Raw genomic sequence first — 16004 nt, forward strand, 5'->3', positions numbered from 1 at the left:
TTTAGTTATTTTGGTATTTAAATATCTAAATACCAAAATAACTAAATACCGAAATAATCAGTTTTGTTTGAAGATCTTCTTATAATCGTCAAAGCTTTGTGCGATGATTTTTTCAGCAACCGCTTTATTCTGGAACTCTTCTACTTTCACGGATTTCCTTTCCAGCCTTTTGTATTCTTCAAAGAAGTGTCTCATTTCATCGATGAAGTGAGGAGGCAGCTCAGAAATATCATTGATATGGTTTACGCTCATGTCATTGGCAGCAACTGCAATGATCTTATCATCCGCTTCACCGCCGTCAACCATCTGCATAACGCCAATCACCTTCGCTTCGATAATACACATGGGCACGCATTCAATCTGCGAGATCACAAGGATATCCAGGGGGTCATGGTCGTCACAATATGATTGAGGAATAAAGCCGTAGTTGGCGGGATAGTACACAGAAGAGTATAACACCCTGTCCAGCTTCAATAATCCACTTTCTTTATCCAGTTCATATTTGGCACGGCATCCCTTTGGAATCTCAATTATGGCATTTACTACGTTAGGCACCTCAGAGCCGGGACTCACATTGTGCCAGGGATTGGTCATCATAATAATCTACGTTTCTTTACTTTAAAATTTGTTAATGCGACGCAAAATTAAGGGACTCGCCGGTAAATAGCTAAAAATTATCCCTTTATTGTGTAGAAAGTACAGAAAAGGCACAAGATTTATTTAACGGCGGGTACAGCAACATGGTTGCCAGAGGTGGTATCAGGAGATAAAATAGTGGTAGAGTCCATTCCTGCGCCGGTGGCAGCAGGAGGGATATAGTTAGGAATTATACTCTCAAATGTTAGGGAGATCTTCCATTGACCGCTTTCCTTTACCAGCTGCAGCACTTCTTTCTGATGGGCGGAAGAGTTGAGGATGGTAACAGAGGCCTTGTCGCCGTTTTCCTCCATATTCACTACTTCTATCTTTGCTTTGCGGATCTTCTCACGCTCAGCATCGCTGCGGCGGCCATCAAATATAGAGTAAATCTGGATCACCTGTTGGGATTCTTTAGTGGCGTATTCCCGTGCCTGGTCGAAGTTCGAATCCTGTATAGCATGCATAAAAGCTAATGCCACTTCCTGAGGGGTCGCTTTCTTTTTGCAGCCACTTAGTAACAGTGTAGTCATGATTGCCAGTACCAGGGTTCGACGAAAATTGATCATGCGGTCGATAATTATAATATATCACAACAAAAATAGGGGTAAACATTCAAATCTGCAAAGTACTATTCCGCAATGATGATGTACTGGCTTCCGATTGAAATTACCCTTTGTGAAAAAAACAGGTGAACTTACAGTAATCGTCGTTAACAAAGTGTTAAAGAATAAACAATCAGGTATTGGCTTTTAGCATTGTTACCGCTAAAAGCCAATACCCGACCACTGAATACTATTCTTTATTGGCGTCGTATGCCCTGATAATGGCTTTCACAAGACGGTGCCTTACCACATCTTCTTCATCCAGCTCTACTGCTCCGATGCCATCGATGTTCCGCAGGATGCGGCAGGCTTTATCTAACCCTGATTTCTGGTTTTTAGGCAGGTCAATCTGGGTCAGGTCGCCGGTGATGATGGCCTTGGCAGAAGCGCCGATACGTGTAAGGAACATTTTGATCTGCAGATCAGTTGCATTCTGCGCCTCATCCAGGATGATAAAGGAGTTGTCGAGCGTACGGCCGCGCATGTAGGCCAGCGGCGCTATTTCAATGACACGGTTGGCCATGTAATAGCTCAGCTTATCCGCAGGTATCATATCATCCAGCGCATCATACAATGGGCGGAGATACGGATCGATCTTCTCTTTCAGGTCTCCTGGCAGAAAACCCAGGCTTTCGCCGGCTTCTACCGCAGGACGGGTGAGGATGATCTTCTTGACTGCTTTGTTTTTAAGCGCCCGCACTGCCAGTGCAACAGCGGTATAGGTTTTACCGGTACCGGCGGGGCCGATGGCAAAAACAATATCGTTTTTGTCGGCCAGTGCTACCATCTTTTTCTGGTTGGCTGTTCGTGCTCTTACTGTACGTGCATTCGGACCAAATACCAGTACTTCGTTTGGATTACGGTCACTGAAGTGGTCCACTGCCGTACCTTCCTCATCGCCCAGGATTTGTTCAAAGTAATTCTCCGTGAGATTACCGTTACGCTCCAGGTATTTTACGATTTGGCTGATCTTTTCCTCCGCTGTAGCCACTTCTTCCGGTGACCCACTCAATTTTAACTGGGTGCCCCTGGACAGGATCTTAAGCAGCGGGAATTTTTTCTTCAGCAAATCCAGTTTTCCGTTGTTAACGCCGAAAAACTCAATGGGATTAATACTATCTAAATTGATAATGGATTCAGTCAATGATTCTATAATTTAATTGTCCAGGAAATGATCGATATTTCTCATACCGAATATATTCAATATTAGTACAAACTGGAGATCAGTATTGTTAAGCAATCACTAAATTCTCTACCTGTTCTGCATAAATGCCTCCACTTTGGTGGCAACGTTTTTGTAATCTTCCGATACCGGAATAGTGTAAATTATTTGTGATTCTTCCTTTACAGGTTGCCACTCCCGGAACCCATGATAATCAAAACTTTCATTGTATTATTTACTATTTAGTGGTTTAACTATTTTATAATTTTACAATCTGTATATCCGGTATCAATAGTGGAGCGAACCGTCGTTGCGAAGATATTGATCGTTTCACAAATACTGAAAACTCATAATCCACATACGGTGGATAAAATATCCTGAAATGCCCGGCTGACAGACATTTTAGCCTGCTATTCACTTTCCCGGGAGTATTTTCTTCCCCCGTATTTTGCTACATTTGTCAATGTAATAGTGCTTTTTTATTATATAATGCCTATTTTACCATCGCTATAACAACTGATTTTTTTAGATCCCGCTGTTAAATGAACCAAGTTATGCTGGAAGAGCATTACCGGCGATTGCAACATCTTGAGACTGCGATTAATGCCTGTGCATTGTCATTGAATATAGACTCCGGAGGATGCATCACCACCGCGAACGCAAGGCTGATAGCTGCTTTGCAGCTGCCAGCAGCAGCTATCACAGGGAAGCCCATTACTGATCTCCTGTCTCCAACAGTCAGGGAACATTGGCAACGTATATGGGGCGCCGTTAATAACGGCAACGCTGTTCAGGAACAACTTTGTTTCATGATCCGCGAAGATGAGCCATTATGGCTCGAAGCAGGCATCAGCCCGATCATGGATAATACCGGCGCAATGGAAGGTTGCACGTTAATAGGCCTCGATATCACCGCCCGCAAAATACCAGAACTAAGAGTTAAAGAAGATGAACAGTATTTCAGACAGATACTCGAAAACCTGCCCATTGGCTTACAACAGTTTGCTCCTGATGGTATCTGTATAGAGATGAACAGTCGTCAGCGCGGTATCTGGGGAACAGAACATCCTTTTCTTACTTCTCCTGACTATAACTGGCTTCGTGATCCTATGTACCGCCTTAATGGCCTTGCCAGAATGTTTGAAGACGTAAGAAGTAATGGCAAAACGCTTAAACGTGAAATCCTGCTCAACTACTCCGAACATCAGTCGGGTAATATTACACGTCTGTTCCCGGTTTACTTTGAAGCTACTATTTTCCGTGTCATAGATCGCCACAGTCAGCTGGATAACTACTTCCTGATACTGGATGATATCACACAAAAGAAGCTCGCAGAGCTCAGTTTGCAGAAAAGCGAACGACTGCTCGACAATATCGTAGAGAACCTCCCCATTGGTTATATACAGTTCGATAACTTCGGCTACATACGTCGCGTTAACCAGGCGCAACGCTACTTCTTCAATTCGCCGTATCCTGTGGGGCGTCGTCAGTTCAACGTGATGAATGATGAATTGTCTACTATGTTTGAGCTGGACAAACTCTTCCTGCAGGCGCTCCAGGAAAACAAACCATTGCGCGTCGAAAAGAAAATCGATTTCAGTTGTGATGAGCGCTGGACAACCGTTGGAAGAGAAGTGTACCTGGACCTGACCGTCTTCCCCGTGGAAGAACCGATAGACAAGGAAATGATCGTAGTGGCATTGGTAAATGATATTACCGATAAAAAAATACAGGAGCTCGAGAACAAACAGAACCAGGAGTTCCTGCTGCAAACAGGACAGATTGGTAAGATAGGAGGATGGGAGCTGGATCTGGAAACGAATAAAGTGAGATGGTCTGCGGAAGCCTACAAGATCCACGACTGTCCGGCGGATACGGCCATTAACCTCGAGAAGGCAATGTCGTTCTATACGGAGGATGCCCGTAAAAACCTTGAAGAGCTGGTGCTGCAGTGTGTTGCTACCGGCAAGCCTTTTGATGCGCAGCTGTCTGTTATCACCGGTAATCAGCAGATGAAAAGAGTGCGCTCCATCGGCCAGCCGGGTTTCGAAAATGGAAAGCTGGTGCGTATGTATGGCGTAGTGCAGGATATTACGGAGCAATCTGCTATCCGGGAAGCGCTTACACGCAATACAGAGCTGATGCGGCTTTTCTTTGATACCGTAGACATGGGATATGCAGCGATGGAGAAGGATGGCAGCCTCAACTTCCTGAACCGTAAGGCAGAGAAGATGATCGGTCATCCGGTTACGCTGGGCAGCAATATCTTTGATGTGTTCCCCCGGCTCACCGGCACTGTGTTTCATGCGCGCCTGCAGGACTGTGTAGAACAGCAGGCATCACAGTCGTTTGGTATCTACTTTCCCGTACAGGACAGATGGTACGATTTTCTGCTCACGCCCATGCAGGATGGCGGTATTTCCGTTTTCATACGTGACGTGACAGAAAGCCGCAAGATGCAAAAAGAATTGCGCAGAGCGAATGATCAGTTATCTAATCTCAACAAGAATCTGCTCAATCAGAACAAACAACTGGAAGACTTCGCCCATATCACTTCCCACAACCTGCGGGCGCCCATTGCCAACCTGCGTGCACTGATGCAGATGCATAATGAAGCTACATCGCAACAGGAGCGCGAGTTATACCTGGGAATGCTGCATGAAGTGATAAAGAAGATCGACGAAACACTGAACGATCTGGTGGAAGTAGTGCAGATAAGGAAAGATGTGAATGTAGAGAAAGAAAAGCTGTTGTTTGCTGACCGCCTGAAGAGAGTGATGGATATATTGCTGGTGGATATTGAAACCAGCGGCATCAATATTACATCCGACTTTGACCGTGCGCCGCAGATAGAATATTCACGTGTTTACCTGGACAGCATCTTACAGAATTTCATCACCAACGCTATCCGGTACAGATCGCCGGAACGCAGTCCGGCTGTGCATTTGCAGACATGGAGAGAGAATGAGAGTATTATCCTCACCGTGGAAGACAACGGAATCGGGATTGATATGGAACGTTTCGGTAACAAGCTGTTTGGCTTCCGTAAAACATTTCATCGTAATAAAGATGCCAAGGGAATCGGCCTGTTTATTACCAAAAGCCAGGTGGAAGCATTAGGTGGCAGCATAAAAGCAGAGAGTATGCCAGGACAGGGAACCAAATTTATTATTACATTTAGGTCTGAATAATCCCCTAATATGAACCTTATCAATTTGATTTTTATCGTAGACGACGACCCTATTCACCAACAGATTGCCAAAATCATGATTGAACGTCAGGGGATAAGCGCTAGTATCCGGGTGTTTGCAGATGGTCAGGAGTTGCTGGATTACATTCGCGAACATGCAGCAGATAAAGACAATCTGCCGGATCTCATCTTACTCGATCTCAACATGCCGATAATGGATGGCTGGGAGTTTCTTGATGAGTATGATACCTTCTACCAGCAACTTCCCAAACAAATCCGGATTTACGTGCTGACTTCTTCTATTGATGAAAAAGACAGGGAGCGCGTTCACAACTACAGCTGCGTGGAAGGGTATCTGACGAAGCCCTTGTCCAGAGAGGTTATTGCACAGCTGACTTAATTTCCCTTATTGCCTGCTCCGGATCTGACGACGAGAACACTGCACTTCCAGCCACCAGCACATTTGCGCCGGCTTTTACCAGCTGACCGGCATTTTCAGGACCTACACCACCATCTACTTCAATGAGTGCATGCGCATTGCTGTTAGTGATCAATTGTCTTAACTGCTGCAGTTTGTGGTAGGTCTGCTCTATAAAGGTTTGTCCGCCAAAACCGGGATTCACACTCATCACCAGTACAACGTCTATATCACGGATCACGTTTTCGAGCAGCGAGACAGGCGTATGCGGATTGAGCGCTACACCGGCTTTCATGCCCAGTCCCTTTATCTGCTGGATGTTACGGTGAAGATGTATACAGGCTTCGTAATGTACTGTGAGTATATCTGCACCGGCCTTTTTGAATTCTGCCGCGTATTTTTCAGGTTCCTCAATCATCAGATGCACATCACATGGTTTGCGCGCCTTCTTTTTGATGTGTGCGATCACCGGCAGTCCGAAACTGATGTTGGGTACAAACCGGCCATCCATGACATCCAGATGAAACCAGTCGGCTTCGCTGCGGTTCACCATTTCCACTTCATTTCCCAGGTCCAGGAAATCTGCTGCCAGTAAAGATGGCGCTACTAAAACAGATGATTTTTCCAAATGTGCTGTATTTTGAATGATATAAATTTAAACAATTGCTGTCCCGTATTTTCAGGGAATAAAAATTCCTGCACAATTATTTTACCAGTTTCTGCAATGCTGCCTGTGCCTCTTTAAAATCTTTCTTGAAAGAAATGGCTTTGGTATAGTCTTCCTTAGCAGCGGTGTTGTTTCCCAGCTGTTCCTGGCAGCGCCCCCGGTGGTAATAGGCCCATGCATCTGTAGGGGCTGATTTCACAGCAAGATTGTAATAGCTCAGTGCTTCTTTCCATTGCTGCTGCTTACTGTATATTTCGCCCAGCGCCAGGTATGCCTGTTCAAAGCCCGGATCGGCAACAATGCACTGACGGTAGGCGGAAAGCGCGGAGGCACGGTCACCGGTACTTTCATAGTATTGCGCAATGGCATACATGGGTTCAGCATTCAGCGAATCCTGCTGCCAGGCGAGTCTGTAGTATTTTACCGCTTTGGCTGATTTGCGTGCACCCAGCAGGTCGCCTAGCTCCATGATGGCGCTGTACTCGGCATTTTTGCCGCCTGCATTGATACCAGCGGTAAGGTGTTGAATGGCGGCCGTGGTGTCCTGGTGGTCTTCAGCGATCCGGGCTTTCAGGAAGAATGCCCTGCCGGCCGCTTCTTTCGTTTGTGCAAGCACGTTAGCAAGGCTATCAGCCTGCGCGTAGGATTTATTTTCAATCAGTGCGGTAGCCAGTCTGTATTGCAGATAAGGATTGCCTGGAGCGGTGCCCAGTGCTTTTGTGAAGAAGGTGGAAGCCAGGCGGAAATCGTTGGTAATGAGCGCAGCTTCACCTGCGCCGGCCCAGTAATCAGTACCCTGGGGAAAAAGCCCTGCGGCCTTTTCAAAATCCGCTCTGGCAAGTGCCGGATTGGTGTTGAAAAGGAGTAACGCGCGTTTGTAATATAAAAGGTGCTGGTCAGGGAACTGCCGGATAGAGTCTGTGAGCGGTTTCACTATATCACTGTACAGGGCGCTGTCTGCAGTTGCTGCGGCCGGCGATGACTGCTGCCTGCTGTTGTTGCAGGCAGCACCCGCCAAGATCAGAAGGATAGATAGATATTTCTTCATACTGCCGCCAAAACTAACAATCCTTAACGCATTAACCAATTTTTAAACGCGTTATAGTCGGCTGGCAGCAAGGTGGCTGTTTTTTCCTTGTCGTATAAAGACATCACCCGTGCAGGTGCATGGATTTCTTCCCGGATGGAGGAAGGAGCAGTGTCCTCAAACTTAACCGGGTGGGCTGTTTCCAGGAATACGCCTGTAAGCTCGGGGGCGGAGGCGAGGTACTGTTTCAGGCCGAGATAGCCTACTGCTCCGTGCGGATCCAGCATATAGTGGCATTCTTTCCATACCTGTTCCATCGCCTGCACCGTCGCCTGGTCGGTGAAACTGAGCGCGGTGAATTTTTCCTGCAATGCTTCGCGGTTGTTATTGAATAACTCCAACACCCGTACGAAATTACTGGGATCTGCCACATCCATGGCATTGGATAAGGTAGGAAAGGCTTTACCTGGTTCATAACGGCCGCTTTCCATAAAGCGGGGAACGGTGTCATTGATATTGGTGGATGCTACAAAGTGAGCTACCGGCAGCCCGATGGCAGCGGCCATCATGCCGGCGCAGATGTTGCCGAAATTACCACTGGGTACAGAGAATACGAGTTTGGGATGTGCTGCTTTCATTTGTTTGTAGGCAATGAAATAGTAGAACATCTGTGGCAGCCACCGTGCCACATTAATTGAGTTGGCAGAGGTAAGTCCGCGCTGCGATTGTATATCCCTGTCAAGGAAAGCGGTCTTCACCAGCTGCTGGCAGTCGTCGAAAGTGCCCTGTATCTCCAGTGCCTGTATATTACCGCCCAGGGTGGTCAGTTGTTTTTCCTGTAAGGTGCTCACCTTTTTGGAGGGATATAGGATTACCACGTCCACCCCCGGCACATTATAAAAGCCGCTGGCCACTGCACCGCCGGTATCGCCGGAAGTGGCTACCAGCACAGTTACAGGCTTGCTGCTGTTTCTTCGGAAATATCCCAGGCAGCCAGCCATGAAGCGAGCGCCTACATCCTTGAATGCCAGGGTGGGGCCGTGAAATAATTCAAGTGCATAGATCTGCCCGGCAACTTTCTGCACAGGGAAAGGGAAGTGCAGCGTGTCTGCCGCAATCTGCTTCAGCGCCGCTTCCGGTATTTCTTCTCCTACAAAATGACGGATCACTTCATAACCTATTTCCTGGTCTGTATAGTCGTGCAGGTTATTAATAAAATCTTTATCCAGCGCCGGAATACTTTCCGGAAAATACAAGCTCCGGTCGGGGGCGATCCCCTGTACTACGGCGGTTTCAAAAGATACTTTGTACTGCTGGTCCTTTAAGCTGAAATATTGCATGAGTCTCTGGTTATAAAGTATTAGTCAATAACTTTTACGCCGGCGGTGTTGATGCGGGATACATATATTTTGTAATCCACGCCCAACGGCGCATATACATGGTCCATCATGGCGGCTACCGCGCGTGCATTTTCTTCGCCCTTGCTGAGCATAAATACAGAAGGACCGGAGCCGGAGATACCGCCGCCAAGTGCGCCTGCTTCTTTGCACTTCAGTTTCAGTTCATAGAAGGCCGGGATGAGGATCGCCCTTACCGGCTCCACGATCACGTCTTCCAGGGACCGGCTGATCAGCTCATAGTCTTCCTGATAGAGTGCTGCTACCAGCGCGCCTACATTGCCCCACTGTTTGATGGCGTCGGTCATCAGCACTTTTTGCTTCAGTATTTCGCGGGCATCAGAGGTCTTCACTTCGATCTGCGGATGAATCACCGTTACCCAGAGTTCCTGCGGCGTATGCAGGGAGGTGATGTCGAGCGGGCGGTAGCTTCTTACCAGTGTAAAACCACCAAGGATGGCGGGAGCTACGTTATCGGCATGTGCGGAGCCACAGGCGAGTCTTTCACCTTCCATCGCAAAACGTACCAGTTGCTTAGGGGTGAAAGGTTCTCCCAGCAGGCGGTTCACACCTACCACAGCGCCTGCACTGCTGGCGGCGCTGGAGCCGATGCCGCTGCCCGGATGTATATTTTTATAGATCTCTATTTCAATGCCGAGGTCTGGTTGCCCGTATTTCTGCAACAAGGCCTGTACCGCCACGCCGGCCACATTGCGGGAGGCTTCCAGTGGCAGGCTGGCGCCATGTATAGCTGTGATACGTATGCCCGGTTCATCACTTCTGCGAAGTACCATCTCATCGCCCGGTGCATCCATAGCCAGTCCTATCACATCAAACCCGCAGGCTACATTGGCAACAGTGCCTGGTGCAAAAACTTTTATACAATCCATAGAATTAATTTAATGAATAATTTTTATTGCTGCCTGTCTGCAGTGTTAAGTCTGTGCTATGTTTGAAGCTTATACTACCTGGCCGTACGGATGATGTCTGCAAATATGCCGGATGCTGTTACATCAGCTCCCGCACCGGCGCCTTTTACGATCAGCGGCTGATCCAGGTACCGGCTGGTGGTGTACAATACGATATTGTCCTTTCCTTCCAGTTTGAAGAAGGGATGATCCGGGGCCACACTCTGCAGACCTACGGAAGCTTTGCCATCTATATAACTTGCCACAAACTTCAGGCGCTTGCCTTCAGCCGCTGCTTTACGGTACAGGTCTTCGAAATGGGAAGCATGCGTGTCCAGCTCTTCATAGAAATCAGCTACAGAAGGCGCTTCCAGGCAGGCTTCCGGCAGGAAAGAGTGGTTGGTGATATCATCCATTTCAATGGCCGCGCCGCTTTCTCTTGCCAGGATCAGGATCTTGCGCATTACATCTTTCCCGCTCAGGTCAATACGAGGATCCGGTTCGGTGTAACCTTCATCCTGTGCGGCTTTCACTACGCTCCGGAAACTGTTGCCATTCACGAAATGATTGAAGATAAAATTGAGACTGCCCGATAATACGGCTTCTATCTTCTGTACACGGTCGCCGCTTCTTACCAGGTCGTTCAATGTGTTGATCACCGGCAACCCAGCGCCCACATTGGTTTCAAACAGGAAAGAGGCATTGTATTTACGGGCCAGGTCTTTCAGTTGCTTGTAATAGGTGTAGTCAGATGAGCAGGCAATTTTATTACAGGTGACTATGGATATGCCGTGTTGCAGGAACTCGTGATATACAGCCGCCACATCGCTGCTGGCGCTGTTGTCTACGAATACGCTGTTCCGCAGGTTCATGGATTTAACCCTGTCAGTAAAGGCCTGAATATCCATGTCATCACCTTGTGATAATTGATTGCGCCAATCGTTAAGACCAATCCCATATTCGCTCAGCAATACTTTTTTGCTGTTGGCGAGGCCGGCTACGCGGATCTGAAGCCCCAGTTCTTCCTGCAGGTAATGTTGCTGCTGTTGCAGCTGTTCCAGCAGCTTGCTGCCTACGTTGCCCACGCCGGCAATAAAGAGATTCACCTGTTTCAGGGGCGCTTCGAAGAATGCTTCGTGGATCAGGTTCAGCGCTTTCTTTACATCTGCTTTGTTGATAACAGTGGAGATGTTTTTTTCTGTTGATCCTTGTGCGATAGCCCTGATATTAACGCCATTCCGACCAAGCATACCAAACAATTTACCACTGGTACCATGATGGTTTTTCATCTTGTCGCCCACCACAGCCACGATACAAAGATCTCTTTCCACCTGCAGCGGTTCTATCCGTTTGTCCTGTATCTCCTGTGCAAACTCGCTGTCCACGGCTGTTTTGGCCTTCAGCATATCTGTATCATGGATACCTACTGTGATGGAATGTTCTGAGGAGCTTTGCGTAATAAGGATGACGTTTATCCGTTCGCGCAGGAGTGATTCAAACAATCTTTTAGAGAAGCCGGGAATACCCACCATGCCGCTGCCTTCGAGGGTGAGCAGTGCAATGTGCTGTATGCCGGAGATACCGGTTACCGGGAAAGCCCTTTCCACGCTGTCTTTGATCAGGGTGCCGTAATCTTCCGGTGCAAAAGTATTTTTGATCCATATAGGGATACGTTTCTCCATGACCGGCTGTATAGTGGGAGGGTAGATGACTTTGGCGCCGAAGTGCGACAGCTCCATGGCTTCTTCATAGGAGATGTGCGCAATGGGAATAGCCTGCGACACGAGTCTGGGATCAGCTGTCATCATGCCACTTACATCTGTCCATATATCCAGCACTTCTGCATGTACAGCTGCGGCCACAATAGCTGCGGTGTAATCGGAACCGCCACGGCCCAGGGTAGTGGTGTCGCCGTCAGGAGAGCTGGCTACGAAGCCCGGAAGCACTACGTAATCGGCAGGAGCCTGTGAAAAGAAGGCGGTGATGTTGTGATTGGTAGTAATGAAGTTCACGGCTGCATGACCATAATTGTTGTCAGTGACGATCAGTTCGCGGCTGTCTTTGCAGGTGGCGGAAAAGCCCAGCTGTTTGAGCTTTTCAGCTACCAGCACACAGGAGATCAGCTCTCCGTAGCTCATGATTTTGTCGAGCGAGCGAAGGCTCAGTTCTCCGACCTGAAAGATGCCGTCGCAAAGATTTTCGAGGGAGTTAAGTTGTTTCTTCAGTTGGCTGATCATGCCGCTCTGTGCGGTGATAGGGAACAGTTCACGGATAGTGTCGAGGTGCCTGGTTTCTATTTCCTGAATAACATTTTTATACTCTTCCTGTCCCTGACAGGCGAGTTGCCCGCAGCGTATGAGCTTGTCGGTGGTGCCGCCCAGGGCTGAAACTACGATGGCATATTTACCTGCCGGCTTATGGTTTTTCAGGATCAGACAAACCTGTTCTATGGCTTTGGCGCTTCCAACCGAAGTGCCGCCAAACTTTAATACTTGCATGAGGAAAAAATTTATGCGTAGAAATATTCCGGGTCCTTCCGGTTGTGTACCACACCTGGTGGTCGTTGGATGATATGTGTAACTTAACCCCGCAGTGGGGTTGTAATTGTGGACGTAATAATAGTGCCGGTGCATGTCCGCTGGGTGGCGGATGCAGAAGTGAGACGATATGTGTTTATTGGTAGCACTATTGTTAAATATGACGATTGTGTAACAAAAGTCTATAATTCTGACCGTAAATAAAAATCAGCCTGTCAGATTTTGAAATGTTCTAAAATTGATATTGTTTATTCGTTTTCATTTAATAAAACAATAATTATTTGAATGACTTTATTTTAAATGCGCTTTTTGCTGATTTTGTACGTGTGGTAGGGGCTGGGTTATAATGAGTTTTTAAGACAGTATTATGACAATTTGGTTAAAATATCGCAGCCATCGTCTGTATAAAAACTAATTATCATAACAATCATAGTTTAAGTTGGTGAAATGAAAAATATACTTAACTTTAGTCGTCTAAATTCAATGCCGCTTGTCTACAAGTAACAGTCAACTGAATTATTATTTTCTCATGGCAACCCTCGCCATGGATTCGACTTTGGCATAACCCTCTTTACAGCCAGACCCGGCTGTCGTTCCTGTTTATATAGTGTAACTTTGCAGTAGTGTTAGCATTAGCCATTACTCCTCAACTGTATCTATATACGCATACATTTTTACAGGCTTTATTTTATCAGCAGAATAAGAGATTAAAAAGCAGAAATATCAGCTGTTTAATCATACACCAATTCAATTAAATCATACACCAAATACAATCATCAGCTAAGCCTGCTTTTCATCCATTATCATTTTAAAAAACGAAACAGCTAAAGGCAAAAACCTAAAAGCGCTTTTATCATGCCACATTATTTTAAACTAGGACAGATCCCGCATAAGCGTCATACCCAGTTCCGCAAGCCGGATGGGGCGCTGTATTCGGAACAGCTGTTCTCTACAGAAGGGTTTTCTTCCAATTCCAGTTTGTTATACCATTGTCATCCGCCCACCGAGATCATCAAAGTGGATGAGCCTTATTCAGTAGCGCCCAAAGTAGCGGAAGAAAAGATGCTGAAGCACCGCAGCTTCCAGGGTTTCGGGATTAAACCGGAAGACGATTTTCTGCAGAGCCGCAAAGCCGTGCTGGTAAATAATGACCTGCACATTGTATTGGCGGCGCCGCGTAAAAGCATGCAGGACTATTTCTACAAGAACGCAGATGCGGACGAAATGATTTTTGTTCATGAAGGTAATGGCCTGCTCAAAACGCAGTATGGTCAGTTGTCTTTCGGATACGGAGATTATATCGTGATTCCCCGTGGCACCATATACCAGATCAGCTTTGAGGGAGAGAACAACCGCCTGTTCATTGTAGAGTCCTTTAGCCCTATCCGTTATCCGAAACGGTATCTCAGCAAATACGGGCAACTGCTTGAGCATGCGCCTTATTGCGAGAGAGACATCCGCCAGCCGGAGAACCTGGAAACCATTGATAAAGAAGGGGATTTCCTGATCCGCGTTAAAAAGAAAAGCGTTATCTACCCTATCCATTATAAACATCACCCGTTTGATGTGATAGGATGGGATGGTTGCGAATACCCATTCATCTTTTCTATTCACGACTTTGAGCCGATCACCGGGCGTGTGCATCAGCCACCTCCGGTGCATCAGACGTTTGAAGGAAACAACTTTGTGGTATGCTCTTTCTGTCCGCGTCTGTTTGATTATCACCCGCAGTCAATTCCAGCGCCGTATAACCACAGTAATATTGATAGTGATGAGGTGTTGTATTATGTGGATGGTGATTTTATGAGCCGCAAGCATGTAACGCGTGGCATGATCACCCTGCACCCGGCAGGTATTCCGCATGGGCCGCATCCTGGCGCTGTGGAGAAGAGCATCGGGGCAAAAGAAACAAAAGAACTGGCTGTGATGGTAGACACCTTCCACCCCCTGCAGATTACTGAAGCCGCACTGGGCATCGAAGATGGTAGCTATGTCATGAGCTGGGCAGAGTAAAAATCATTATTAAGCGACCTTGTAAATCATAAACCAAAACAATCTGTAAGTTATGGAAACCGCAGTAGTAAATACATCCAGTCAGGCAGGCCAGCAGGACTTCTTACCGCTCAACGGTACAGATCACATCGAATTTTATGTAGGCAATGCTAAACAGGCTGCTCACTATTATAAAACTGCATTCGGCTTTAAATCCGTTGCTTATGCCGGTCCTGAAACCGGTGTAAGAGACCGCGTATCATATGTGCTGGAACAGAATAAGCTGCGCTTTGTGCTCACTACATCCCTGTTACCAGACAGCGAGATCACCCGCCACGTAAACAAACACGGCGATGGTGTGAAGGTGCTGGCCCTGTGGGTAGACGACGCCCGTGCAGCATTTGAAGAAACAGTTAAACGTGGTGCTGAGCCTTACCTGGAGCCGGTAGTCACCAAAGACGAAAACGGAGAGGTGGTGTGCAGCGGTATTCGCACTTATGGCGACACCGTGCACGTATTTGTAGAACGTAAGAACTATAACGGCCCGTTTATGCCTGGTTTCCGCGAATGGAAGACTGACTATAACCCCACCGATGCAGGTTTGCTTTATGTGGACCACTGTGTGGGTAACGTTGGCTGGAATGAAATGAACACCTGGGTGGAGTTCTACCAGCGTACCATGGGCTTTAAAAACCTGATTTCTTTTGATGATAGCGATATCTCCACAGAGTATTCAGCGCTGATGAGTAAGGTGATGAGTAACGGTAACGGCCGTGTAAAATTCCCGATCAATGAACCGGCAGAAGGAAAGAAGAAGTCGCAGATTGAGGAATATCTCGATTTCTATGGCGGTCCCGGCGTGCAGCATGTGGCTATTGCTACCAGCGACATCGTAAAAACGGTAGGTGAACTGAAGCGCAGGGGGGTAGAGTTCCTGACCGTGCCCACCTCTTATTATGATACACTGTTGGAGAGGGTAGGTAAGATCGATGAAGACCTGCAGCCGCTGAAAGACCTGGGCATTCTGGTAGACCGCGATGATGAAGGGTATCTGTTACAGATCTTTACCAAACCTATTCAGGACAGGCCTACTGTGTTCTTTGAGATCATACAGCGCAAGGGTGCACAGTCATTTGGTAAAGGCAACTTCAAGGCCCTGTTCGAATCTATAGAAAGAGAACAGGCGCTGCGCGGCAACCTGTAAAAATAGGGGGTTCTTCCTGCTGAAGTGGGGAGAACCTGATATGTTAAGTTATTGTAAATCATGTTAATGTATTGTAAACGGGCAGTGTCCACCGCCATGTTTTGTTATTATTTCTGCTGAAAACCCTTTTAACGCAACCATGCTGAGGTTACAACAAAATCAGCCTGCATCCGTCCTGGCTTGTCCGGGACGGTTTTTTTTGTTCTTCTGCGTATATATTTTTTACTGGTAATATGTAATAAGAGCTTCATGTAAATCCGT

12 protein-coding genes are annotated in these 16004 nt (G+C 47.1%); 4 read left to right on the forward strand and 8 right to left on the reverse strand.

Going from position 1 to position 16004, the window contains the following annotated elements; translation table 11 throughout:
- Positions 1 to 57: 57 nt before the first annotated feature.
- The 3 genes from VM802_RS31080 to VM802_RS31090 all read right to left on the reverse strand — a co-directional run bounded on the left by VM802_RS31080 (position 58) and on the right by VM802_RS31090 (position 2385).
- Positions 58 to 597: an inorganic diphosphatase gene (locus tag VM802_RS31080; RefSeq protein ID WP_325538239.1), complete on the reverse strand. Its 540-nt coding sequence runs from the start codon at positions 595 to 597 to the stop codon at positions 58 to 60.
- A 119-nt stretch (positions 598 to 716) separates the two neighbouring features.
- Positions 717 to 1205, reverse strand: a complete 489-nt coding sequence (locus VM802_RS31085; protein ID WP_325538241.1) for a DUF4878 domain-containing protein — start codon at positions 1203 to 1205, stop codon at positions 717 to 719.
- Between the two features lie 226 nt (positions 1206 to 1431).
- The gene (locus VM802_RS31090; RefSeq protein WP_325538243.1) at positions 1432 to 2385 is read right to left on the reverse strand and encodes a PhoH family protein; all 954 of its coding nucleotides are present in this window, start codon (positions 2383 to 2385) and stop codon (positions 1432 to 1434) included.
- Between the two features lie 560 nt (positions 2386 to 2945).
- Here VM802_RS31090 and VM802_RS31095 point away from each other — a divergent pair.
- Both VM802_RS31095 and VM802_RS31100 read left to right on the forward strand, forming a co-directional pair.
- On the forward strand, positions 2946 to 5594 hold the full coding sequence (locus tag VM802_RS31095) for a PAS domain-containing sensor histidine kinase (protein ID WP_325538245.1): 2649 nt from the start codon (positions 2946 to 2948) through the stop codon (positions 5592 to 5594).
- 9 nt (positions 5595 to 5603) lie between these two features.
- On the forward strand, positions 5604 to 5993 hold the full coding sequence (locus tag VM802_RS31100; protein WP_325538247.1) for a response regulator: 390 nt from the start codon (positions 5604 to 5606) through the stop codon (positions 5991 to 5993).
- Here the strand turns inward: VM802_RS31100 and rpe are convergent.
- From rpe to thrA, 5 genes are all read right to left on the reverse strand, one after another.
- Positions 5974 to 6639 (reverse strand): ribulose-phosphate 3-epimerase, encoded by a 666-nt coding sequence (gene rpe, locus VM802_RS31105; RefSeq protein ID WP_325538249.1) that lies wholly within the window; start codon positions 6637 to 6639, stop codon positions 5974 to 5976. The two genes, VM802_RS31100 and rpe, sit on opposite strands and share 20 nt — an antisense overlap.
- A gap of 76 nt (positions 6640 to 6715) precedes the next feature.
- Positions 6716 to 7726, reverse strand: a complete 1011-nt coding sequence (locus VM802_RS31110; protein ID WP_325538251.1) for a tetratricopeptide repeat protein — start codon at positions 7724 to 7726, stop codon at positions 6716 to 6718.
- Between the two features lie 23 nt (positions 7727 to 7749).
- Entirely contained in the window at positions 7750 to 9045 is a 1296-nt protein-coding gene (gene thrC / locus VM802_RS31115) for a threonine synthase (protein ID WP_325538253.1), read from the reverse strand.
- Positions 9046 to 9065: 20 nt separating this feature from the next.
- Positions 9066 to 9992 (reverse strand): homoserine kinase, encoded by a 927-nt coding sequence (locus tag VM802_RS31120; protein ID WP_325538255.1) that lies wholly within the window; start codon positions 9990 to 9992, stop codon positions 9066 to 9068.
- Positions 9993 to 10066: 74 nt separating this feature from the next.
- Positions 10067 to 12508, reverse strand: a complete 2442-nt coding sequence (gene thrA, locus VM802_RS31125; RefSeq protein WP_325538257.1) for a bifunctional aspartate kinase/homoserine dehydrogenase I — start codon at positions 12506 to 12508, stop codon at positions 10067 to 10069.
- 894 nt (positions 12509 to 13402) lie between these two features.
- Between thrA and VM802_RS31130 the strand changes: the two genes are divergently transcribed.
- Together VM802_RS31130 and hppD are read left to right on the forward strand one after the other, a co-directional pair.
- On the forward strand, positions 13403 to 14560 hold the full coding sequence (locus VM802_RS31130; RefSeq protein ID WP_325538259.1) for a homogentisate 1,2-dioxygenase: 1158 nt from the start codon (positions 13403 to 13405) through the stop codon (positions 14558 to 14560).
- A 52-nt stretch (positions 14561 to 14612) separates the two neighbouring features.
- Complete coding sequence (hppD, locus tag VM802_RS31135; protein WP_325538261.1) at positions 14613 to 15743, forward strand: 4-hydroxyphenylpyruvate dioxygenase; 1131 nt, start codon at positions 14613 to 14615, stop codon at positions 15741 to 15743.
- Positions 15744 to 16004 lie beyond the last annotated feature (261 nt).

The organism is Chitinophaga sp. (assembly GCF_035538455.1).
GTDB lineage: Bacteria > Bacteroidota > Bacteroidia > Chitinophagales > Chitinophagaceae > Chitinophaga.